Source organism: Micromonospora sp. WMMA1363, from assembly GCF_030345795.1.
Taxonomy (GTDB): domain Bacteria; phylum Actinomycetota; class Actinomycetes; order Mycobacteriales; family Micromonosporaceae; genus Micromonospora.
The window spans coordinates 223,850-246,792 of the sequence record NZ_JAUALB010000001.1; the positions used below are offsets into that span (position 1 = coordinate 223,850).

Below are 22,943 nucleotides of genomic sequence, written 5' to 3' on the forward strand. Positions count from 1 at the left end.
CGTAGCCTGCGACGTCGATGGCTGATCGGGCTGGCGCCGCGGTCGGCCGGCCCTTGACGTGTAATGAAAGGGGTAACGCCTTGACCCGAAGGAATCATTCCCTGCGGCGGGCGACGAGAGCGCTGAGCGCAGTGCTTGTGGTTGGACTGGGTGTGGTGTCCGTCAACGGGCCCGCCCGGGCGGCGACGCCGAGCGGCTCGCCGATACTCGAAACGACGACGGCCTATGTCGAGACGTTCTACCCTCGATGGTTCACTCACCGGCAGGGATCGCTGATCCAGCGCAACACCCTGCTCGCCCCGAAGAAGATGAGTCCGCTGTTCCGGTCGGTCGTGGCGCCGAACGATGACACCCTGTACGCCCAGTCATGGGTAGACGTCTCCGCGCAGCCGGTCGTCCTGACGATCCCGAGCACCACGGTGTCCTCGTACTCGCTGCTGGTCACGGACGTCTACGGAAATGTGATCAAACCAGCTGGCCCCGACATGAAGCCCGGCGCCTACGCACTGACCACCAGCGACTGGCCAGGCGGACTGCCCGCGGGAGTCACCCAGGTCCGACTCCCGGACGCCCTCACCATGTGGACCGTTCGGGCTCCGAAATACGCTCCCGATGGCACGGACCAGGTCGAGCTGGCCGACGAGTTCCGGCGGTCACTGCGCTTGGCCAGCCTCGCCGACTATCAGCGGGATCCGTCGTTCGGCGCCACGAGGGTCAAGCCGACGGTGCTGTTTGCCCAGAGCTACAAGCTCAAGGCCGACAACATCATCGCGGATGATCCCATGGCATTTCTTGAGCAGCTGCAGGCGGCCGTGCATGATCCGTCGACGCCGCCGCTGACGGGAAACACCAAGGAGCTGTCGGACACCTTCGACGGCCTGTTCGACGACGGAGACGTCACGCCCGAGCAAGAGGCCAGGTTTGTTGAGGGAGCCCAGGAAGCGCACTCCGCGATCGTGGACAACTACCTCGACAACACCGACGAGAACCAGTGGATCCACTTCCGCGACATTGGCAACTGGGGCACCAGCTACCTCGACCGGGCGTCGATCACCGAGTACATCCAGTTTGGTAACGACATCAGCCGGGCCGCGTATTATCACGCGTTCGCTGATGGTACGGGCGCGCAACTCGATGCCCGTGGTAGGGGCTACGTCCTGACCTTTCCGAAGGATCAGATTCCGCCGGCCGGCATGTTCTGGTCGGTCACCGCGTACACCCCGGACGGAGTGACCCTGGTTCCGAACATCGCCAGCAAGTATCTTGTGGGCAGTTACACGCCTGGCTTGAAGACCAACTCCGACGGATCGCTGTCGATCTACATGTGCGCCTTTCCGCCCGCCGGGGTGGACAAGGCCAACTGGCTCCCGGTCCCGGCGGGGCCCTTCAACGTCATGCTCCGGGTCTATGGTCCCGAGGGAAGTGTCGCCGCCGGCACGTACGTTCCACCGAGCATCCAGGCGACGCGGTAGGCACCGTCGGTCCTGACTCTTGCGGCCTGGGCTCCGGCTACCAGGCAAGGGCCGGGTAGCCGGAGGGCACAGTCCTCCGGCTACCCGGGTTGATCGAACGAGCGGGTGCTCAGGCGCCGTGCGGCAACACGGCGCGCAAGGGGTTGTTCTGCACCCCGCCAGTCCTCACAGGTCGCGGGAGTCGGGTCGGCGACTCGGTGCGCGACAGCGGGACTCGTGCCCGCACCATGGGGAAATGAGGCGCCTGCTGGTCATCCTGACCGCTGTCACGGTGTCGGCCACGACCGGGGCCGCCGCGCCCGCGCACGCGGTGACGGGTCTGACCTTTGTCACGGCGCGGAGCGCGACGGATTCGACGGCGGACAAGGTGGGGGTGACCGTGGCCACCTTCGGCGGTGCGGTCCCCTCGCCCGTCCCGTGGTCGCTGGAGGTCCACGCGGTGTGCGTCAACCCACTACCGGGCCAGAGGCGGGTGCCGGCCGTGTCGCCGGGCGACTCGGCCGACAAGACGGTATCTGTCGGCTGCCCGTCCGGCACGAGGGTGCACGGCCTGGGCATGGACCTGCTCAACTCCTTTGGCGAGGACGCCCCGGTCGCGCTGTTCCCCGGCCAGCCGCTGACCTCGGGCACTCTGATCGCGCGTGAGCTCGGCGCTGGCACCAAGGCCACCTGGGGCGCCGAGATCTATGCCGTGTGCGTCGGCTAGCCAAGCCGCCGGTCCGCATGCAGCAGGTTTCGCCCGGCGCCCACGATCACCACGCGCTGGCGCGGACCGACGGCGCGCGGTTACCCTGCGGCGATGGCGGTCGGTGAGGACGTGGAGCGGCTGGCGGCGTCGCTGGCCGACCGGCTCGGCGCGCTCAGCTTCTCCGACCTCACCACCGACCAGGTCACCGCCCGGCTGATCGACGTCGTGGCCGGCTGGGCGGAGAAGCAGGGCTGGCGGGTCTACCGACGGGCGCCCAGCGTGCTGCCGCTGCCACCACCGATGTCCGCGCAGCAGTCGGTGCTCGACGTGGCCTGTGCCCGCCCGGGCGGGCCGCCGATCGTCGTCGAGGTCGATCATGGCACGCGCCGCCGTACCTGGCGGAAGTTGCTCGCCGAGGCGGAGGCGGGCCGGGTCCCGGTCTGGGTGCGCTGGGGGGCCGGCCGGTTCACCGCGCCGCCGCCGCCGATCCTGATGGTGACGTGTGAGGTGACCGGGCGATCCGACCCGACCGGCAGAGGTCGGTTGCACAGTCGCTCGCCGTGGGCCGGAAAGCCGCCACCGGCGCATTCCGCTGTGCGGGTCGGGGATGTGGTCGCCGTGGAGCTGCCGCTGCCACCCCCGGGGTCAGCCGCCGCCAACACCTGAGACGGGGCCCTGTCCGGGCCGACGGCAGCGCCGTCGCAGGTCTGCTGCCAGCGGGTTCGACTGGCTCGAGCCGGCCGGGGAACGGCGCGCCGCCAGCGTAGCCGAACCGTCCAGGTTGTCCGCTCTGTCGGGATCGCTGCGAAGGCGGCGTGGGTCAGGCGCCGACATAGGCAGCGAGGTATTCGCCGGTGAGGGTGGAACGGGCGGCGACGAGGTCGGCAGGGGTGCCCTCGAAGACGACCCGGCCGCCGTCGTGGCCGGCGCCGGGACCGAGGTCGATGATCCAGTCGGCGTGCGCCATGACCGCCTGGTGGTGCTCGATGACGATGACCGACTTGCCGCCGTCGACGAGCCGGTCGAGCAGGCCGAGCAACTGCTCGACGTCGGCGAGGTGGAGGCCGGTGGTCGGCTCGTCGAGGAGGAAGACACCGCCCGTCTCGCCCATGCGGGTGGCGAGCTTGAGCCGCTGCCGCTCGCCGCCGGACAGCGTCGTGAGCGGCTGGCCGATGGTGAGGTAGCCGAGCCCGACGTCCGAAAGCCGCTCGAGCACCTTGTGCGCCGCCGGCGTGCGAGCCTCGCCGGCACCGAAGAACTTCTCGGCCTCCGTCACCGACATCGCGAGCACCTCGCTGATGTCGCGGCCGCCGAGGTGGTATTCCAGCACCGACGCCTGGAACCGTTTCCCGTCGCACTGCTCACAGGTGCTGGCGACGCCGGCCATCATCCCCAGATCGGTGTAGGTGACGCCGGCGCCGTTGCAGGTGGGGCAGGCGCCCTCGGAGTTGGCGCTGAACAGTGCCGGCTTCACGCCGTTGGCCTTCGCGAAGGCCTTGCGGATCGGGTCGAGCAGCCCGGTGTACGTCGCCGGGTTGCTCCGCCGTGAGCCGCGGATCGCGGCCTGGTCGACCGCTATGACCCCATCCCTTCCGGCCACCGAGCCGTGCACCAGCGAGCTCTTGCCGGAGCCGGCGACACCGGTGACGACGACCAGCGCGCCGAGCGGGATGTCGACGTCGACGTCGACGAGGTTGTGCGTCGACGCGCCGCGGACCGCCATCGTGCCGGTGGGCGGGCGCACCGACGTCTTGAGCGTCGCCCGGTCGTCGAGATGGCGCCCGGTGATCGTGTCGCTTTTCCGCAGCCCCTCGACGGTGCCCTCGAACACGACCTGGCCCCCCGCCGTCCCCGCGCCCGGGCCGAGGTCGACGACGTGGTCGGCGATCGCGATGGCCTCGGGCTTGTGTTCCACGACGAGCACGGTGTTGCCCTTGTCCCGCAGCTGCCGCAGCAGGTCGTTCATCCGTTGGATGTCATGCGGGTGCAGGCCGATCGTCGGCTCGTCGAAGACGTAGGTGACGTCGGTGAGCGAGGAGCCGAGGTGACGGATCATCTTGGTGCGCTGCGCCTCGCCACCCGACAGCGTGCCCGACGGCCGGTCGAGTGAGAGGTAGCCGAGCCCGATCTCGACGAACGAGTCGAGGGTGTGCCGCAACGCCGCCAACAGCGGACCCACCGTCGGCTCGTCGAGGCCACCGACCCACTCGGCCAGGTCGCTGATCTGCATCGCGCACGCGTCGGCGATGTTGACTCCCTCGATCTTCGAGGACCGGGCCGCCTCGCTGAGCCGGGTGCCGCCGCACTCGGGGCAGACGGTGAACGTCACCGCCCGTTCGACGAAGGCGCGGATGTGCGGCTGCAACGAGTCGACGTCCCTGGACAGCATCGACTTTTGGATCTTCAGGATCAGCCCCTCGTACGTCAGGTTGATCCCCTCGATCTTGACCTTGGTCGGCTCCTTGTAGAGCAGGTCGTGCAGTTCCTTCTTGGTGTATCCGCGGATCGGCTTGTCCGGGTCGAAGAAGCCACAGCCGCGGAAGATGCGGCCGTACCAGCCGTCCATGGTGTAGCCGGGGATCGTGAGCGCACCCTCGTTGAGGGATCTGCTGTCGTCGTACAGCGCGGACAGGTCGAAGTCGGTGACCGATCCCATGCCCTCGCAACGCGGACACATGCCACCGGTGATGGTGAAGCTCCGCCGTTCCTTCGTGGTGGTGCCGCCGCGCTCGATGGTGACCGCTCCCGCGCCCGAGATCGAGGCCACGTTGAACGAGAACGCCTGCGGCGAACCGATCTGCGGCCTGCCGAGTCGGCTGAACAGGATCCGCAGCATCGCGTTGGCGTCGGTGACGGTGCCGACCGTGGAGCGGGGGTTGCCGCCCATCCGCTCCTGGTCGACGATGATCGCGGTGGTCAACCCCTCGAGCACGTCGACGTCGGGCCGCGACAGAGTCGGCATGAAGCCCTGGACGAAGGCGCTGTAGGTCTCGTTGATCAGCCGCTGAGACTCCGCGGCGATCGTGCCGAACACCAGCGAACTCTTGCCAGACCCGGAGACGCCGGTGAACACCGTCAGCCGACGCTTCGGAAGGTCGACGCTGACGTCCTTGAGGTTGTTCTCGCGCGCGCCGTGCACGCGGATCAAGTCGTGGTAGTCGGCGACGTGCGGCGCAGCCGACCGCGGATCTGTCCTCATGGCCTCGCTCATCGTGTCTCCATCTATATGGGGTTTGGCCGCCTCGGCGGTCGTCGTCAGCGTTGACGCGACCGAACAGTTCAGTGAAGCACGCTGATGCGGATCAGGTTGCCCCATGGGATCGCGGACGGCGCAGTCGCGAAGGGGCGTACACGGTCGGCTCCCGTCCTGGGGCGGTCACGCTGGTTATGGATCCGTGACCCGCTTGTGGGCGCGCTCACGCCACGGGCCAACGCCTCGACGTCCAGCGGCTGTGCGTGCTCCCGGTCGATCCGGTCCCGGACGCGCCGCAGCCGCGCCGCCGCTGCGTCGCGACGGGGGCAGCAGGTCACCGGCGAGATTCTACGTCGCGCCGGAGTTGCCGGGCTTCCGCTGGCCCACGGGCGCTGCGAGGACCGGCCCGACCCCGCGAGCCCCCATGGTTGGTTGGCGTCGGGCGGTGCGGGTGGGCGGGGCCACACCCGCGGCGGCAACGGCTCCGGGAATTGCGTCCGCTACCGTAACATTGGGATGTTTCTATCCTGGGCGGTGCGGAGGAGACCGCATGAACGACGTGACCCTCCGGGCCCTGGGCCTCCTTGAGGAGGCGCAGGCTGGCGGTGCGGCCCAGGTGCTGACGGTCGCCGAGGCGGCACTTCGCGAAGCCACCGGGGAGATCTGTGACGGCCCGGCGGCGATGCACTTCGCGCGCGTCGTGGCGCTGACCCGGCTGGGTGACCTGCCTACCGCGATCGCCGCGGCTGATCTGATGTTGGCGGCGGCAGACCGCGAACGCAGTGTCGGATGGCGCTCCTGCGCGCTGTCGCTTCGGGCCAACAGGCGGTTACGCCTCGGCGACCAGGACATCGCCGAGTACGACATCGAGGTTGTCCTCCGGGATCTCGTCAGCGCGGAGACCGCCCTGCTCGCCGGTGAGCCCGATCCGATGATCGCCTCCAACGCGCGCACCGGGATCGCGATCGGTTACGCCCAGTTGCGCCTCTACGAGCTGGCCGTGCCCCAGTTCCAGGCGGCGTACGAGGCCGCCTGCGGGCCCTCGTATCCGGACAACGGTAACCGCGCGATGTGGCTGTGCAACCTGGCGGAGCTCAACCTGCTCTGGGCGCTGGAACTGCACCAGGTCGATCAGGCCGCCGAGGCGACGAAACACACCACCGCCGCCGAGGAGCACGCGATGCGGGCGGTGGCGGAGGCCGCCGGGCCGCAGATGGAGGTGTGGCGGCTCTGGGCGCTGCTGTTTGCCGCGTGTGCCCGTGCCGACGGTCAGGACGCGGCCGGCTCGGCGGCCGACATCCCCCGGCACATCGCCGGCCTGAAGGCCCACGGTCTGGCACAGCAGCAGCACGAGCTGTTGCTGTGTCGACCCTTTCACGCCGTCGCGCTCAGTCGATCGGGGCGGCCGGGCGAGGCACTGCGCGTCATCGAGAACGCCATCGCCTGCCGGCCACCCGACGCCGACTGGCTGATCTCGGCGACGCTGCACCGGACGCACGCGGTGCTGCTCTCGGCGAACGGGTCGCGCGACGCCACGCCGGGGCTCACCTACGGGGACGCGCTCGCGGAGCTACTGTGGCGCCAGCGGCACCGCTGGCTGCACGCGGCGGTGACGATGCAGTCGTACGACGTCCTGCGCTGGCAGCACGAGCAGGCCGAACTGGCGGCGCAGACGGACCCGCTGACCGGAGTGGCGAACCGCCGCGGTCTCGACGACTTCCTGCGGAACCTGGCCTCCCCCGGCGCCAACCACGCTCCGGTGGCGGTGTTGATCGTGGACATCGACCAGTTTAAACACATCAACGACTCGCTGGGGCACGCCACCGGTGACGACGTGTTGCGGGCCGTCGCGCAGGTGCTCACGGCCAGCGTTTGCAAGGGCGAGTTCGTGGCTCGGCTGGGCGGAGATGAGTTCGTCGCCATCCTGCCGGGCGCCGACTCCGCGGCCGCCAGGCAGGTGGCCCAGCGGACCGTGGATGGTGTGGCCGGCCTGACGGCGTGGCCGGCGCAGGTCAGCGTCGGGGTCGCGAGCGGCCCCGCATACTCGCTTCGGGACACCCTCACCCACGCCGACCGCGCGATGTATGCCGCGAAGCGCGCGGGCGGAAACCGGGCGACCTGTGCTGTCCCGCCACGGTGCGACCGAGAAGCCGCGGCCGGCGGATGATCCCGGCCCCGGTCGCTGGCTGCGGCCGCGCCGCAGCCCGCCCTGCGCCGTCGCGCTCGGGCGCGTCCGCGGTGGTGGGCCGGGTGCGTCCGCGGTGGTGGGCCGGGTGCGGCTCAGACGCCATGGGCGAACAGGGCCAGACGTACCCGGTTCGGGCTGTTGGTCTTGGCCATCAGGCTGGTGACGTGGGTCTTGACCGTGGTGACCCCGATGTGCAGCCGGTCGGCGATCTCCATGTTGGACAGGCCCTCGGCGACCAGGTTCAGCACGTCCTGTTCCCGGGCGGTCAGGCCGTGGGCCGGCTGCGGTGCATCGGCGCGGGCGTGCATGGCGCGTTGTACCAGACGCCGCAGCACGTCCTGGCTGAACGGGCTGTCGCCTGCGGCGGCCCGGCGCACACCGTCCAGCAGATCGGCCGGTGGTGCGTCCTTGAGCAGGAAGCCACAGGCGCCGGCGGCCAGCGCCGGATAGAGGTGGTCGTCGTCACCGAACGTGGTCAGCACCAGGACCCGGGTGGCGGGGCGGTCGGCGAGGATGCGGCCGGTGGCGGTGATCCCGTCGACGCCGGGCATGCGCAGATCCATGACGACGACGTCGGGAACGAGTCGCGCGGCGAGGGAGATCGCCTCGCGGCCGGTGTCGGCCTCGCCGACGACCTCGATGTCGGGCTGGGCGTCGCAGAGCATGCGTAGGCCGGCGCGGATGAGATGCTGGTCGTCGACCAGCAGGACGCGGATCACGCCGGCTCCGGCGGGTGCGGCGCGGCTGGGGCCGTCCGCTGGTGGAGCCTGGGCGGGGCGACGCCCGAGCGGGGTGCGGCTGTCGGCGGTGAGGCGGGGAACGCCGCCGGGAGGACGGTGCGGACGCGCCACCCCGCCCCCGTCGGGCCTACCACCAGCCGGCCACCGAGGACCTCGACACGTTCCCGCATGCCGGTGATGCCGTGGCCGCCACCGGGCGGCACCGCCGCCGGTACCCAGCCGTTTCCGTCGTCCGACACCTCCCAGTGGACGGCGTCGTCGACCACCGAGACCACCAGGCGGGCCAGTGCGGACGAGCCGGCGTGCTTGGCCACGTTGGTCAGCGCCTCCTGGGTCAGTCGCAACACCGCTTGGCCGCGAACCGCGTCGAGCGAACCGACCCCGGGGTCGATGTCGACCTCCACCGTGACACCGGACCGCCGGGCCCGGTCGACCGCCGCGCCGAGCGCCGCCGGAAGCGCCGATGGCTCGATCGCGGTCAGCGTCGCGTCACCACGTACCCCGTCGGGGTCGCGCAGGACCGCGACCAGTCGCCGTAGATCCGCCAAGGCCGCGGTCCCGGTGGCGTGCACGTCGTCGAACACCTCGTCGACCCGTGGATCCAGATCCGTGAGCACGTGCCGGGCCACGCCGACCCGCAGCACCATCGACGCCACATGATGCGCGACCACGTCGTGCAGCTCGCGGGCGATGGCGCTGCGTTCGTCCGCCCGCGCGGCCCGGCTGTCCGATTCGCGCCGCCGCTCCTCCGCCGCCGCCCGCTCCTCGGCCTGCCTGCCGAGCTCCCGGGTGGTCCGGATGACCAGACCGAGCAGCAACGGCACGCCGACCTGCACGGTCAGCCCGAAGACGCCCGAGAGGAACCGTCCGAACGGATCGCCGATCGAATCGGCCACGTCGACCGCCGCCAGCAGCCCGGCGGCCAGCCAGATCCGCCACGGCCGGCGCTCCCACAGGGTCAGCTCCAGCAACGCCCAGCTGGCGCCCACCTGGTTGATCGTCACGTCGTCGACGAGCGGGAACGCGACCGCCAACAGGGCAGCCTGCACCAGCAGGTTGACCTGCGGCCGGCGGTGGAACGCCAGCGCGACGGCGAACGCGACCACCGCGAGGATCCACTGCGTCGCCGTCGGCGGATGGCCGGCCTGGATGCCGAAGACCAGGTAGCCGACACCGCTGAGGTCGAGCAGCAGCATCCGTGCGAGCGTGTCGCGAGCATCGAACAGGCGCCCCACCCACCCCATGGGATCAGCCTAGGCGCTGCGACGCGGGGGCCGGCGAGCCCACCACCGGCCGGGCCCATCCGCTCCGCACACCGAGGTACACCAGAACGATTCGGCCACCGCCCAACGTCATGCACGGCATCCCGGTCATGCGACCAGCACCAGGTCGGGGCGGCGCCGACGGGCCACGACCACGCCGACCGCGGTCGCGGTCGCGGTCACCAGGGTCGCCGCCGCTGCCACCGTGAGGACGTCCGGACGCAGCAGCGGCTGACCACGCAGCGCCTGCCAGGTGAGCAGTACCGTCAGCGCGGCGTAGGAGCCGCCCGCGACGACGAGCAGCCGGATCCGAGTGCGCTCGTCCAACCGCGTCCCCAGGAAGCGGTTCAACAGGATCGCCAGGATCGGCAGCACCTGCAGGGCGTGCAGTCCCACGAAGTGTCCGATCCGCAGATCCCCGCCGATGGTGCTCCAGCCGACCAGCGGCAGCCCCGGCCCGCCGTCCGGTACGCCCACGCTGTGCGCCCCGGTGATCCCCGGGGTTCCCGGCGCCTGACTCGGCCGCACCATCGGCACCGCCACCAGCATGCCCAGCAGGGACCCGCCGAGCCCCAGCCCGACCGCGTACGCGGCGACCCGGTCCGCGGTCGGCCGGAGTAGTACCACGATCCCGATGACGAAGTGCGCGGCGAACAACACCATGATCGACGTGCCCATCACCCCCCACAGGACGGCGTTCAGCGGCGTCGTCGTGTTGTAGTGGCTGGTCGTGCCACGCAGCATCTGCCCGGTGATCACCACCATCTCCGCCAGCGCCGTCGCGACGACGACCGTGCCCGCCCACTCCGCGACACGGCTGCGTCGTGGCAGCAGGGAGAGCGCCCAGGCAAGGGTCGTGCCGTACAGCGCGAAGGACACGGCGAACTTGAACGGCTTGAGCCAGATCGGTACGCCGGTGAGGATGCGCGGGTCGGCGAAGACGCCGACCGCGCAGACGACGGCGAGCACCGCCATCGCCGAGACGAAAATCATCAGTGGGCGGTGCCAGTGTGCCGCCCGACGCAGCGCGGTAGTCATACCTGGGATGCTGCCGAGCCCGGCACCGGAACACGCCCGACCCCAAGCCCCGGTCCGCGGCCGGCGGTCGGAACGCCGTCTCCACCCCCGGGAGGAGGAACCGCGGGTCGCGTGACCATCGAGGCGTGCTACCGACCCGATCCGGCCGCCGACCCGGGTGGTGGACCGGGCCGGGGCGTTGGTGCCATCGGCAGGCGACCGGCCGCGCGCGGTTAATCCGCCGTGCGAACGCGGTTCGTCCGCCAGCGGTGTGCCAGCCCCCTGGCCCGGCTACCGTCCCACGCAAGGGTGGCCTTCGTCGGGACCTCGGACCTTTCTCGTGCTGGGCCACCCGGGGTCAACGAGTCGACCGGATCGGGGACGCCATGCGGATCACCGCTGCTGCCACGAGGAAACCACGGCCACCGCGTGCCGGGCGGAAGCCAGCGACGCTCTTGGGCGGGCGGCGGTCGTTGCCGGCACACGTGGCGGTGTACCTGTTCGTGATCGTGCCGTTCGTGGCTCTGGCCGCCGCACTCCCGGTCGCCTGGGGCTGGGGTCTGACCTGGGTGGACGTCGTCCTGGCGACCGCTTGGTACGGCTTCACCTGTCTGGGGGTGACGGTCGGCTACCACCGCTACTTCACCCATGGTTCCTTCAAGGCCCGGCGCGGAACGCGGATCGCGCTGGCTGTGGTCGGGAGCATGGCGGTGCAGGGCCCGATTCTGCACTGGGTGGCGGACCACCGCCGGCACCATGCCTACTCGGACCAGGAGGGTGATCCGCACTCGCCCTGGCTCTTCGGCACGTCCCCGGCGGCCCTCGCGCAGGGCTTCTGGCACGCGCACCTGGGCTGGGTGCTGGATCGGCGGCTGACCGATCAACGCCGGTTCGTGCCCGACCTGCTGGCCGACCGGGACATCCGGGTCGTGCATCGCCTCTTCGGCGCGTGCACGGCGGTCACGCTGATCGCGCCTGCGGTGATGGGAGGCCTCATCTCCTGGTCCTGGTGGGGCGCGTTGACCGCGTTCTTCTGGGCCGGGTTGGTTCGGGTGGCCCTGCTGCACCACGTGACCTGGTCGGTGAACTCGATCTGTCACATGATCGGCGAGCGGCCGTTCGCCGCCCGGGACCGGTCGGCGAACTTCTGGCCGTTGGCCCTGCTGAGCATGGGCGAATCGTGGCACAACCTGCACCACGCCGATCCGACCTGTGCCCGGCACGGTGTGCGCCCAGGTCAGATCGACATCTCCGCCCGGGTCGTCTGGCTCCTTGAGAAGACTGGCCTCGCGTACGACGTGCGCTGGCCGACCCCGGCCCGGCTCGCGCGTCTGAGCGCCGCGTCCTGACAGCCGAGGCCCAACCGATCGGTGGACCGCCCGTCGCCCGCGGAGGGAGGCGAGCCCGCCGGCGAGCACCGTGCCCCGCGAACCGGCGGTGTCACCGAGAGCGGGCCTTTGGTAGGGCACGGCACAGCGGCCCGTGGCGTCAGGCGAGGTCGAACCGGTCCAGGTTCATGACCTTGACCCACGCCGCGGCGAAGTCCTGGACGAACCTCTCCTGGCCGTCGGCGCTGGCGTAGACCTCCGCGATGGCGCGGAGCTGGGAGTTCGAACCGAAGACGAGGTCGACGGCGGTGGCGGTCCACACCAGCTCGCCGGTGGCCCGATCCCGGCCCTCGAACACGTTCTCGGCCGCGGCGGAGGCCGTCCACTCGGTGCCGATACGCAGCAGGTTCACGAAGAAGTCGTTCGTCAACGTCCCAGGCCGGTGGGTGAGGACGCCGTGTCGTGCCTGGCCCACGTTGGCGTTCAGCGCCCGCATGCCGCCGACCAGCACCGTCATCTCCGGGGCGCTCAGCGTCAACAGGTTGGCCCGGTCCAGCAGCAGGGTCTCCGGCGACAGCTTCTGTCCGGCTCGCAGGTAGTTGCGGAACCCGTCGGCCTTCGGTTCGAGCACCGCGAACGACTCCACGTCGGTCTGGTCCGAAGAGGCATCGGTGCGGCCCGGCGAGAACGGGACGGTGACGTCGTGCCCGGCGTTCCTGGCAGCCTGCTCGACGGCCGCGCATCCGCCGAGGACGATCAGGTCGGCGAGCGAGACCCTCTTCCCACCGGGTTGTGCGTCGTTGAATTCCTGCTGGACGTGTTCCAGCGCCCGCAACACCGTGGCGAGCTGGGCCGGTTCGTTGACCTCCCAGTTCCGCTGCGGGTCGAGGCGGATTCGGGCCCCGTTCGCCCCGCCGCGCATGTCGGTGCCGCGGAAGCTCGCCGCCGCCGCCCACGCGGTCGTTGCCAGCTGCGAGATGGACGGCCCCGACGCGAGGATCCTGACCTTGAGGGCGGCGATGTCCTCATCCGAGATCAGCTCGTGGTCGACGACCGGGACGGGGTCCTGCCACAGCTGTGGCTCCGGGACCCAGGGACCGAGGTAGCGCGAAACGGGGCCCATGTCGCGGTGCAGCAGCTTGTACCACGCCTTGGCGAACGCCTCCGCGAGCTGTTCCGGGTTCGCCAGGAACCGCCGCGCGATCCGCTCGTAGGTCGGATCGGCGAGCAGTGCGACGTCCGTCGTCAACATCATCGGGGCGTGCCGGACCGAGGGATCGTGGGCGTCGGGCACGGTGTCCGCCCCGGCGCCGCCCTTCGGCCGCCACTGTTTCGCGCCGGCCGGGCTCTCGGTGAGTTCCCACTCGTAGCCGAGGAGGGTCTCAAGGTAGCTGTTGTCCCACGTGATCGGGGTGGGTGTCCACGCGCCCTCGATCCCGCTGGTGATCGTGTCCCGGCCCTTGCCGCTGCCGAAGGTGTTCCGCCAGCCGAGGCCGTTCGCCTCGAGGGGGCAGCCCTCGGGCTCGGGGCCGACCAGGCCGGCGTCGCCCGCACCGTGGCATTTGCCGAACGTGTGACCGCCGGCGATGAGCGCGACGGTCTCCTCGTCGTTCATCGCCATCCGCCGGAAGATGTCCCGGATGTCCCGGGCTGCGGCCAGCGGATCCGGAGTGCCGTTGGGCCCCTCCGGATTCACGTAGATCAGCCCCATCTGCACGGCGCCGAGGGGCTCGGCGAGCTGACGGTCTCCGCTGTAGCGCTCGTCGCCCAGCCAGGTGTCCTCGGGCCCCCAGAAGATCTCCTCGGGCTCCCAGATGTCCTCGCGTCCGAAGCCGAAGCCGAAGGTGGTGAACCCCATCGACTCCAGCGCGCAGTTGCCGGCGAAGACCAGGAGGTCGGCCCAGGAGATCTTCTGCCCGTACTTCTGCTTGACCGGCCAGAGTAGTCTGCGCGCCTTGTCCAGGTTCGCGTTGTCCGGCCAGCTGTTGAGCGGGGCGAAGCGTTGGGCGCCGTCACCGCCGCCGCCGCGGCCGTCCTCGATGCGGTATGTGCCCGCGGCGTGCCAGCTCATCCGGATGAAGAGTGGTCCGTAGTGGCCGTAGTCGGCCGGCCACCAGTCCTGCGACGTCGTCATCACCTCGACGAGGTCTCGCTTCAGCGCGTTGACGTCGAGGGCCTTGAACGCCGCCGCGTAGCTGAATGCCTCGCCCACGGGGTTGGCCCGGGGCGAGTGCTGGTGGAGGACCTGAAGGTTCAGCTGATTCGGCCACCAGTCCTGGTTGGTCCTCGGCCGGGTCGGCTTCGGAGTCGGGGCGGGGATCGCTGGGCTTTCGCTCTCGCTGCCGCGCTGAGACACGTCCGTCCTTCTCCTGTCGGTCTCTCGTTCGGTCACCGTTAGCTGGTGCGGCGACACACCCGAGTACGCACCAATAGGTGGCATAGTGCGAAGTATGCCCCAACTTATTCTTGACTGCCCCACCAATTCGACGGTGCGGCGAGTGGGAGGTGCCGTTTCGTTGCCTGACCCCCGCCGCTATCGGCCTGGCCGGAGATATTGCGTGGGTCGTGGGCGCGGGAGGCCGTCCCGGCCAGGCTGATGCCGCGGACGCGGCCCACCGGCCTCGACGGCCGTTGGGTGCGACGCGATCAACTCGACCTGGTGGGCCGGTCGGCGAAGACACCCTCCAACATGCCGGTGGCCTGCCCGACCTCGATGAGATAGCCGTCCGGGTCGCGGAGGTAGCAGCGCAGCTCGGCCTTGCGGTCGAGCGGTTCGGTCAGGAACCGTGCGCCCTTCGACCGGGCGTTCGCGTAGAAGGCGGCGAGGTCGGCCACCCGGACGTTGAGGAACGCGGAGATCGGATCCCCCGGCTCGGGCGGAGTCAGGGTGACGTCGGGCTTGTCAGGAGTGGGACCCCCGCCGGGGTTCATGATGATCCAGCTGTTGGCGATCCGGACGATCGCGGGGTTCTCGGCCAGGACAACCTGCCCGTCGAAGACGTCGGCGTAGAACCTCCGCGACACCGCGACGTCCCGCACCGTCAGGAACTGCGTGACGACCAGGCCCTGCTGCGGTGCGGGTAGGTCGGCACGGTCCACCATCGGGGTCTCCTCACGGTCGCCGGGGCCCGCCGACACGGCGTCCCGGCCGGTGCGGGTTCGGTCGCCGGCTCCGGCGCGGTCCCAGCCTCCCAGTTCCAACCGCCACGGTGGGGGCGCTCTCCGGAAAAACCGGCAGGTGACAGCCCGGATCACCCGGATGATTCGGCCCGGGTGATCAGTCGACGGGGCGGGTTCCGGCGACGACGTGCACGTGGCCGCCCCGGAGAGACTGGTGCGACACGTCCACGGCGCAGTGGGCGACGAGCGTCCACGGGTGCCGTCGCGGATCGGCCCCTCCGGCGAGGCAGGCCAGTCGGGCCAGGGGTGACATCACCCGCCAGGGGCCGACCGGCAGGGCCAGGTCGACGATGGCCACCCGCCCACCCGGGCGGAGCGCCGCGTACGCCCGCGACCAAGCACGCCGCCAGTCGCCGATGACGCTGAGCGCGTACGTGAAGAGCACGGCGTCGAAGGGCTCCCCGGCCGTGATGGCCGGTGGCGGGTCGGCGGCGTCGGCGGCGTACACCCGGACGTTGGTCCACCCGTGGCGGTCGATCCGGAAGCGCGCCTGCTGGAGCATGTCCTCGCTGGCGTCCACGCCGACGACGGCACCGTCGGTCCCGACCGCGGCCCGTGCCGGTGGGAAGTTGAGGCCGGTGCCGCACCCCACGTCGAGGAGGCGGTCGCCGTGATCGAGCCGGAGAGCGGCGATGCCTGCGTGTCGACCGATCCGGTAAACGGGCCGCTCCAGCGAGAGCAGGTCGTAGTAACGCGCCGCCCGACCGTAGCGGTTCGGACGCCACATCAGCGGTCGGCACCGACGGGCCCGACCTGTCGGTCGTCGCGCGTGTACCACCGCCCGGTGCGCACATCCATGTCCACCCCTCCGGGGCACGCCGTGCTCCCGCTCCTCGCGACGTCGCCCCAGGGTGTGCCGCGCCGGCGATCTGGCCGGGTGCGCCGTTCGTCCACGCCGGCGCCCGCCGCAGCGGCGTGGGGCGCGGTGCCCAACGCCCGGTGCTGGCTGCGGCACGCGACGCGGCGGCTACCGGATGGCCAGCCCGAGACTGATCGTCCTGGTCAACGTGGCGTTGTCGTCGTCGCCGTCCAACGACCACATCATCGCTCCGGCCAGGCCGGTCCGCCGGATATAGCGCGTCTTCCGCAACACGACCGCCGGATCGTCGTACGTCCACAACGTGGTGCCGTCGAACAGCCAGGCGTGTCCGGCGCGGAGGTCGCGGTGCACGGTGAAGCCGCTGTCGGTCAGGGGCTTGAGCCGCCGGTAGTCCTCGTATCCGGGGCCGAAGGTGGCCGGCGCGGGCCCGGCCGCGGGTTGGAACAGGCCGTTCCCGCCGCCGGTGACGCCGGTCCAGCCCTGGCCGTAGTACGGGATGCCGAGGACCAGCCTGCCCCGCGGCGCGCCGCGGGCGATCCAGCTGTCGATCGCCACCTGAACGGAGAAGTCCGGGCCGTCCGGCGCCCCCGCCGGTACCCGTAGCGCCGACTGCTGGTTGGTCACCGTCTCCCAGGCACCGTGGAAGTCGTACCCCTGCACGGTGGCGAAGTCCAGGTACCTGAAGATCTTGCGTCCCTCGTAGCCGGCGTCCATTGCGGCCGGGTTGGCCGGCAGGAAGGCGGTCAGCGAGTAGTACCTGCGGTTCTGGCGGCCGTACGCGTCGAGTTGCCGACGGAACTCCGCGAGCAACTTGGTGAAGTTCTCCCGGTCCTCCGGGCGGACCACGTTGCCCGGTTCACCCGGCCAGTTCGGCCACTCCCAGTCCAGGTCGACGCCGTCGAAGACACCAGCCGCTGCGCCCGGGCCGCCGCTGCCGCCATCCAGGACCGGGAGGTTGCCCTTCAGGTAGAGGTCGATGCAGGAGGCGACGAACGCCCTGCGGGAGGCGTCGGTGCGGGCGGCGTTCGAAAAGTACGTCGACCAGGTCCAGCCACCCAGCGAGATCATCACCTTCAGGTCGGGGTGTCTGGCCTTGAGCTTGGCCAGTTGCCCGAAGTTGCCGTTGAGTGGTTCGCCCCAGGTGTCGCCGACGCCGTCGACGCTCTCCTCCGCCGGGACGGGACGCTGGTAGTCGGCCCAGGCGTCACCCTCGCCCGGCCCGCCGTCGACCTGGCAGCGCCCGTCCTCGCTGACGTTGCCGAAGGCGTAGTTGACGTGGGTGAGGCGGCTCGCGGCCCCCGAGGTGTCGAGCTTCTTGACGGGGAAGGCCCGGCCGTAGATGCCCCACTGGGTGAAGTAGCCGACCCGGTGGTATCCGGCCCGGCGGCCGGCGTCCGCGCTCGCGGCGGTCGGCGGGGCGGCGGTGACCAGTATGGCTGTCAGGGCGACGAGGGTGGTGAGGCGGCGGTGGCGGAACGATCGCATCGGCACTCCCACAGCGGACGGGGAAATCAGTAAAGAGACCTTCCTGATTGATGAAGTTAAGCCGATCGTGTTCGGTGGTCAAGCGTGGTCCCGCGCGCGGACGACGCGCCCTGCCCGTGCCCACCCGGGACGCAGCAGCATGTACAGCCGCCCGGCGGCTTCCTCAGGTCGAGTAGCTGTTCCCGGGCTGCCGCGAACAGGCCTGGCCCGGCGTGCCCGCTGACCGGGGGTACGTCGGACCGCGACGCCGGCTGGTGTCCCGACCGATTGGCCGGGTTTCCGTGCGGCACGCTCCGCGGCGCAGCAGAATCGCTGGCAGCCGGAGCAATCGCCGATAGCCGCCTGGTCGGAGCGCAGCGGCCCGGAAGACGGCAGGTGGCAGCGCCGCCCTGGTGGTGGCAACCGGAACGGACGGTACCGGCCCGTGATAGGACGATGAGGAGCGGCGGGACCTCCGTTGACAGGGGGACGGCCTCCGTGGCGTCCGGAATCCGGATGGGGGCGCGATGTATGCAGGGGCGGCCGGTATGGCGCTGGTCGCGGTGCTCGCGGTCGCCGGGCTGTACCTGGCACATCGGGCGTTCGCGATCGCCGCCACACCCCTGGCCGGACTGCCCTTCCAGTCCGGCTGGCGCCCGGCGGAGCACGCCCTGTCCAGGTACCACGTGCGGTGGTACCTGGCGACCCTGCTCTTCCTCGCGTTCGACGTGGAGATGCTGTTCATGTACCCGTGGGCGGTGGTGGTGGTCGAATTGGGTAGTGCGGCGATCGTGGAGATGTTCGTCTTCCTCGGGGCCGTCTTCGTGGCGGTGCTCTGGGCCTGGCGAGAGGGTGCGCTGCGATGGGTGTGAACACCCTGCTGGCCACTGCTGCCACCCGGAGTGCCCATGTGCTGGTGGTGGAGGCACCCGGGTGGTGGATGACCCGGGCCGCCGTCGAACGGCAGGTGCTGGCCCGCGGATGGTGCCTGGCCCGGTCGCCGGCGGACGCGGACGTCCTCGCCGTGTGCGGACCGCCCGGGCCGGAGCTGGTCCTGGTGGCGGCGCGGCTGTGGGATCAGCTGCCCGGGCCGCGGTGCCGGGTCGACATCCGCTCGCCGGATGTCGTGTCCGCCGCCCTTGAGGCGGCCACGGTCGATCTGTGCGACCAGGCACGGCAGCGCAACGACAGCCGCGACCGGCCCGGCGGCGGGCCCGGCGGCACGCAGCACGGCGGTGTGGGCCACGGGCACATGGACATGGCCCCGGACGGCGTCCCGCTCGCCGGTGGCGAGCCGGACCGTGACGGCCTGGAGCTGGACGTGCTGCACGTCCGGCTGGGACCGGTCCTGCCGTACTGGCCGGCCGGGCTGGTGCTGCGCTGCTCCCTGCACGGCGACCTGCTCGCCGAGGTGGCGGCCAGCGTCGTCGACGCGACCGTTCGCCCGCCCGCGGCCGGGGACGAGCGACCCCGCCGGTTCGCGGCCCGGCGGTGCGACAACGCGAGCAGTCTGCTGGCGCTGGCGGGGTGGGAGGATGCCGCCTGCCATGCCCGCCGGCTCCGGGACGCGCTGCTCGGCGACGACGGTGGCGACCCGGCCGATCCGGTGGTGGAGCTCGGCCGGTTCCGCCGCCGGATACGACGGTCCTGGCTGCTGCGCTGGTCGCTGCGCAGGCTCGGTCAGCTCACCGCGGGGGAGCTGACTCGTCGGCAGCTGCCCGCGCACCTGCGCGGTGACGCTCGGGACCGGCTACTCACCATGCTGGACCGGGCTGGCGCGGTTCTGGCCGGTGCGGGTCGGCCCGACGCGGGGCCGGCGATCCCGCTGCCGGCGATCGCCGACCTGGTGCGCGGGTGGGACATCGCCACCGCCCGGCTCATCGTCGCCAGCCTCGATCTCGAACCGCCGACCGCTGACCGGACGCCGAGCCATGCCTGAGGCGGCGGTCACCGTGGTCTCCGCCGGCTGGGCGCCGGCCGCGGCCGTCCTGCTCGGCGTGCTGGCGATCGCCGCCGCCACGCTCGACGGGGTGCTGACCGCCCGATCCGCCGGTGCCGCGCGATCGGGGCTGGCCCGGCCGATCGGCGAGGTGGCGAGGCTGATGCGACAGCGGCGCCGCACCACGCTGGCAGCGGACTCCCTGCTGTGGCGGATCGGCGGGGCGGGGCTGCTGCTGATGGCACTGATGATCGTCACTGTGGTGCCGCTGGGCGAGTGGACGTTGTTCGACCTTGATGTCGGGGTGGTCTGGTTCACCGCGATGGACGTGCTGGCCTGGGCATTCGTCTGGCTGGCCGGCTGGGGCGCCAACTCGGCCCACGCCCTGGTCGGTGGGTACCGATTCCTCGCCCACGGGTTGGCCTACGAACTGCCGCTGATGTTCGCGCTGGTAGCCCCGGCGACCGCGGCGTCGAGCCTGAACGTCGGCACGATCGCGGCGGCGCAGCAGGGCCTGTGGTTCGTGGCGTGGATGCCGGTGGCGTTCCTCGCCTACTGCGTGGGTGTGCTGGCGGTCGCGGTCTGGGGGCCGTTCTCCCCAGCCGTCGGCGCCGACGTGGCCGGCGGGGTGACCACCGAGCTCGCCGGCGTCGACCGGCTGCTGTTCCAGGCCGGCCGGTACGCGCTGCTGGCCGCCGGGTCGGCGTTCGCGGTGCCGATGTTTCTCGGCGGTGGCGCGGGACCGCTGCTGCCCGGCTGGGGCTGGGTGCTGGTGAAGACGCTCGCCCTGCTGGCCGTGCTGGTCTGGCTGCGTCGCCGGTTGCCCGCCGCCCGACCGGACCTGTTCATGGAACTGGGGTGGGTGGTCCTGCTGCCGGCCGTTCTGGCACAGGACCTGCTGGTCGCGATCGTCGCCGCCGGGCGGGGCTGATGATCACCGCGGCCGCGTTCTGGGTGCTCGCCGTCGTCGGGGTGTGCGCCGGGATCGCCGTGTTCGTCGTCGACTCGATGGCCCGCGCCAGTTACGCCCTCGCCGTGTCGTTCGTCGCCGTGGGCCTTCAGGTGCTGCTGTTGCAGCAGAACTACGTCGGGGTCGTGACCATCCTGATGATGATCATGGAGATGGCCGTCATGGCCGTCTACATGGTCATGTTCATGGGCATGAATCCGGCGTTGATGCCGATGGACATGGTCCACGACAAGCGTCACGCCCTGGCCGTCTCGGTCGGCGTGTTCGTGCTGCTCGCCGCCGGCGTGCTGCTCGTGCCCTGGCCGGACGGCCGGGCCGCGCCGCCGCCCGACGTGACGGCGGCGCTGGGGGTGGAACTGATGGGCCCGAAGATGCTCGTCATGACCGGCGTCGGCGCGGTCATGGCGGCCACCATCGTTGCCGGCGTGGTGCTTGCCGCGCACCGCACCCGGTACGACCGGTTCGGCGACGACCTGCGCCGTCGCCCGGCGGACGACCCGCAGCCCGGTGGGGTCGGCCGATGACCCTGCGGACCGTGCTGCTGGTGGCGGCGGCCTTGTTCAGCGTCGGCCTCTACGGAGCGCTGTCCCAGCAGGTCGTGGTCATGGTGATGATGGGCCTGGAGTTGATGCTCAACGGCCTCATCCTGGCCGCCGCCGGCTTCTGGTGGTTCCTCACCCCAGACCCGTCCGGGCAGGTGCTGCTGCTGGTGATCATCGCCGCGATGACCGTGGAGATGGCGACGGGCTTCGCCGTGGCCACCCTGCTGCACCGGATCCGCCGTACCGACATGACCGACCTGGTCGCGGACCTGTCGAGATGAGGTCGTACGCGCAGGCGGCACTGTGGGCCCTGGTGGGCCTGCCCGCCACGGTGGGTGCCCTCCTCGCGGGGGCCCGGCGCGGTGACCGGCTGGCCGCACCGGTCGCGCTCGCGGTGGCCACCGGGTGGGTGGCACTGTCGGTGGTGGTCGCGGTGGCGCGGCCGACCGTCGCGGTCCCGTTTCTCGCCGACACCGACCTCGTGCTGACCGTGGACGGACTGGCCGCCCTGATCCTGCTGATGGTGACCGCGGTCACCCTGCTGGTGCTCACCGCCGCCGCCGGGGAGATCCACCAGTCCCCAGCCAGGTTCCACGGTCTGATGCTTCTGTTCGCCGCCGCGGTCGCGCTCACCGTCACGGCGGGCACCCTGCCCGTCCTGCTCTTCGCCTGGGAACTCATGGGGGCCGCCTCGTACGCGCTCATCGGGTTCTGGTGGCGCGACGCCGACCGGGTCGCCGCCGGCCGCACCGCGTTCGTCACCACCCGCACCGCCGACCTGGGCCTCTACCTCGCCGCCGGCGCGTCCCTCGCCGGCGGCGCGGGCCTGGCCCTGGCCGAGCTGCCCGACGGCAGCCCGGGGTGGCGGCACGTCGTCGCCGCCGGGATCCTCGTCGCCGCGCTGGGCAAGGCCGCCCAACTGCCGTTCTCGTTCTGGCTGTCCGGGGCGATGGCCGGCCCCAGCCCGGTCAGCGCGCTGCTGCACTCCGCGGCGATGGTCGCCATGGGCGGCTACCTGCTGCTTCGGGTGCAGCCGCTGCTCGCCGCGACCGGCTGGGCGGGACCGGCGACGATGTGGGCCGGCGCCACGACCGCGCTCCTGCTGGGCGCCGTGGCGGTGGCCCAGCGGGACCTGAAGCAACTTCTCGCCGCCTCCACGTCCGCCCAGCTCGGCTTCGTGGTCCTGGCCGCCGGGGCCGGTGCGGTCGCCGGTGGTGCCGCGCACCTGGTCGCCCACGCCGCCACCAAGGCGCTGCTGTTCCTGACGGCCGGGGCGTGGCTGACGGCGCTGGGCACCAAGCAACTCGCCGGGCTGCGGGGGGTGGCCGGGCGGTGGCGGTGGGTCGGTTGGTCGGCGACCGTGGGGCTGCTCGCCCTGGCCGGGATCGCACCGCTGTCGCTCTGGGCCACCAAGGACGCCGTCCTCGCCGTGGTGCTCGACCGATCGCCGTGGCTCTACGCGGCTGGTCTGCTCGCTTCGGCGCTCTCCGCGGCGTACGCCGGGAAGGCGCTCGTCGTCATCTGGCGCCGGATGCCCGCCCACGGGCGGACCGGGGGCGACGGCGGTCCGGTCGGGGAGGGGACCGGTACCGGCCGCGTCGACCCGCTCCAACAGGTGCCGCTGGTGGTCCTCGCGGTCGGTGCCGCGGTTGCCGGTCTGCTGGCGCTGCCTCCGGCCGGCGCGCTGGTCGCCCGGATGGTGGGGGAGCCGGCGGAATTCCACACCCCGGTGACGGAGTTGGCGGTGTCGGCGGCCGTCGCCCTGGTCGTCGTCGCGGCCGTCGCCCGCTGGGCGGCCCCGGCGCCGCGGTGGGCACGGCGGTGGCTCGGGCTGGCGACCGTCACTCGGGTGCTGGTCGTCCGGCCGACGTTGCGGTGCGCCGAGACGCTGGCCCGGTTTGACGACCGGGTTCTCGACCGGGGCGTCGACCGCGTGTCGGGCGCGGTGCTGGGGGCGGCCCGGCGGGCCGGCCGGTTCGACGAGCGCTGGTTGGACGGCGCGGTGGAGGGCTTCGCCGCCGGGGTGCGTCGGCTGGGACACTGGGCCCGTCGGCCGCAGAGCGGCCAGTTGCACCGGTATTACTTCCAGGCCGTCGTGGTGCTCGTCGTCGGCGTCGTCGTCCTCGTGCTGGTGGGGTGA

At 71.4% G+C, this 22,943-nt stretch carries 19 protein-coding genes; 11 read left to right on the forward strand and 8 right to left on the reverse strand.

Annotated elements, in window-relative coordinates; translation table 11 throughout:
• Positions 1–155 precede the first annotated feature (155 nt).
• The 3 genes from QTQ03_RS01100 (at position 156) to QTQ03_RS01110 (ending at position 2,826) form a co-directional block, all read left to right on the forward strand.
• A complete protein-coding gene (locus tag QTQ03_RS01100) occupies positions 156–1,472 on the forward strand; it encodes a DUF1214 domain-containing protein (protein ID WP_289276282.1) in 1,317 nt (438 codons plus the stop codon).
• A gap of 235 nt (positions 1,473–1,707) precedes the next feature.
• Entirely contained in the window at positions 1,708–2,178 is a 471-nt protein-coding gene (locus QTQ03_RS01105) for a hypothetical protein (RefSeq protein WP_289276283.1), read from the forward strand.
• A 93-nt stretch (positions 2,179–2,271) separates the two neighbouring features.
• Positions 2,272–2,826 carry a hypothetical protein gene (locus QTQ03_RS01110; protein WP_289276284.1) on the forward strand — a complete coding sequence of 185 codons (555 nt, stop codon included), beginning with the start codon at positions 2,272–2,274 and terminating at the stop codon, positions 2,824–2,826.
• Positions 2,827–2,980: 154 nt separating this feature from the next.
• Here QTQ03_RS01110 and QTQ03_RS01115 read toward each other — a convergent pair whose 3' ends face one another.
• Positions 2,981–5,371, reverse strand: coding sequence for an ATP-binding cassette domain-containing protein (locus tag QTQ03_RS01115; RefSeq protein ID WP_289276285.1), 2,391 nt, complete (start codon positions 5,369–5,371; stop codon positions 2,981–2,983).
• Between the two features lie 532 nt (positions 5,372–5,903).
• On the opposite strand from QTQ03_RS01115, the gene QTQ03_RS01120 reads away from it, so the two are divergent.
• The gene (locus QTQ03_RS01120) at positions 5,904–7,520 is read left to right on the forward strand and encodes a GGDEF domain-containing protein (RefSeq protein ID WP_289276286.1); all 1,617 of its coding nucleotides are present in this window, start codon (positions 5,904–5,906) and stop codon (positions 7,518–7,520) included.
• Between the two features lie 113 nt (positions 7,521–7,633).
• Here QTQ03_RS01120 and QTQ03_RS01125 read toward each other — a convergent pair whose 3' ends face one another.
• The 3 genes from QTQ03_RS01125 to QTQ03_RS01135 all read right to left on the reverse strand — a co-directional run bounded on the left by QTQ03_RS01125 (position 7,634) and on the right by QTQ03_RS01135 (position 10,581).
• Entirely contained in the window at positions 7,634–8,260 is a 627-nt protein-coding gene (locus tag QTQ03_RS01125; protein WP_289276287.1) for a response regulator transcription factor, read from the reverse strand.
• The gene (locus QTQ03_RS01130; RefSeq protein WP_289276288.1) at positions 8,257–9,525 is read right to left on the reverse strand and encodes a sensor histidine kinase; all 1,269 of its coding nucleotides are present in this window, start codon (positions 9,523–9,525) and stop codon (positions 8,257–8,259) included. The genes QTQ03_RS01125 and QTQ03_RS01130 overlap by 4 nt, the downstream gene beginning before the upstream one ends.
• A 126-nt stretch (positions 9,526–9,651) precedes the next feature.
• Positions 9,652–10,581, reverse strand: a complete 930-nt coding sequence (locus tag QTQ03_RS01135; protein WP_289276289.1) for a hypothetical protein — start codon at positions 10,579–10,581, stop codon at positions 9,652–9,654.
• Positions 10,582–10,946: 365 nt separating this feature from the next.
• Here QTQ03_RS01135 and QTQ03_RS01140 point away from each other — a divergent pair, with 365 nt between their 5' ends.
• Positions 10,947–11,909 carry an acyl-CoA desaturase gene (locus QTQ03_RS01140; RefSeq protein WP_502889675.1) on the forward strand — a complete coding sequence of 321 codons (963 nt, stop codon included), beginning with the start codon at positions 10,947–10,949 and terminating at the stop codon, positions 11,907–11,909.
• Positions 11,910–12,048: 139 nt separating this feature from the next.
• Here the strand turns inward: QTQ03_RS01140 and katG are convergent, their stop codons facing one another.
• From katG to QTQ03_RS01160, 4 genes are all read right to left on the reverse strand, one after another.
• The gene (gene katG, locus QTQ03_RS01145; protein WP_289276291.1) at positions 12,049–14,244 is read right to left on the reverse strand and encodes a catalase/peroxidase HPI; all 2,196 of its coding nucleotides are present in this window, start codon (positions 14,242–14,244) and stop codon (positions 12,049–12,051) included.
• Between the two features lie 290 nt (positions 14,245–14,534).
• Positions 14,535–14,990: a VOC family protein gene (locus QTQ03_RS01150; protein ID WP_289276292.1), complete on the reverse strand. Its 456-nt coding sequence runs from the start codon at positions 14,988–14,990 to the stop codon at positions 14,535–14,537.
• Between the two features lie 175 nt (positions 14,991–15,165).
• Complete coding sequence (locus QTQ03_RS01155) at positions 15,166–15,795, reverse strand: class I SAM-dependent methyltransferase (RefSeq protein ID WP_289276293.1); 630 nt, start codon at positions 15,793–15,795, stop codon at positions 15,166–15,168.
• A gap of 240 nt (positions 15,796–16,035) precedes the next feature.
• Positions 16,036–17,373, reverse strand: coding sequence for a glycoside hydrolase family 18 protein (locus QTQ03_RS01160; protein ID WP_289276294.1), 1,338 nt, complete (start codon positions 17,371–17,373; stop codon positions 16,036–16,038).
• A gap of 527 nt (positions 17,374–17,900) precedes the next feature.
• Between QTQ03_RS01160 and QTQ03_RS01165 the strand changes: the two genes are divergently transcribed.
• From QTQ03_RS01165 to QTQ03_RS01190, 6 genes are read left to right on the forward strand one after another with little or no spacing between them, the layout of a single operon-like run.
• The gene (locus QTQ03_RS01165) at positions 17,901–18,224 is read left to right on the forward strand and encodes an NADH-quinone oxidoreductase subunit A (protein ID WP_289280621.1); all 324 of its coding nucleotides are present in this window, start codon (positions 17,901–17,903) and stop codon (positions 18,222–18,224) included.
• Positions 18,215–19,291 carry a hypothetical protein gene (locus QTQ03_RS01170; RefSeq protein ID WP_289276295.1) on the forward strand — a complete coding sequence of 359 codons (1,077 nt, stop codon included), beginning with the start codon at positions 18,215–18,217 and terminating at the stop codon, positions 19,289–19,291. The genes QTQ03_RS01165 and QTQ03_RS01170 overlap by 10 nt, the downstream gene beginning before the upstream one ends.
• Entirely contained in the window at positions 19,284–20,222 is a 939-nt protein-coding gene (locus QTQ03_RS01175; protein WP_289276296.1) for a complex I subunit 1 family protein, read from the forward strand. The genes QTQ03_RS01170 and QTQ03_RS01175 overlap by 8 nt, the downstream gene beginning before the upstream one ends.
• Positions 20,222–20,785, forward strand: a complete 564-nt coding sequence (locus tag QTQ03_RS01180) for an NADH-quinone oxidoreductase subunit J (protein WP_289276297.1) — start codon at positions 20,222–20,224, stop codon at positions 20,783–20,785. Before QTQ03_RS01175 ends, QTQ03_RS01180 begins: the two co-directional genes overlap by 1 nt.
• On the forward strand, positions 20,782–21,084 hold the full coding sequence (locus QTQ03_RS01185; RefSeq protein ID WP_289276298.1) for an NADH-quinone oxidoreductase subunit NuoK: 303 nt from the start codon (positions 20,782–20,784) through the stop codon (positions 21,082–21,084). Before QTQ03_RS01180 ends, QTQ03_RS01185 begins: the two co-directional genes overlap by 4 nt.
• Positions 21,081–22,943, forward strand: a complete 1,863-nt coding sequence (locus QTQ03_RS01190; protein WP_289276299.1) for a proton-conducting transporter transmembrane domain-containing protein — start codon at positions 21,081–21,083, stop codon at positions 22,941–22,943. The genes QTQ03_RS01185 and QTQ03_RS01190 overlap by 4 nt, the downstream gene beginning before the upstream one ends.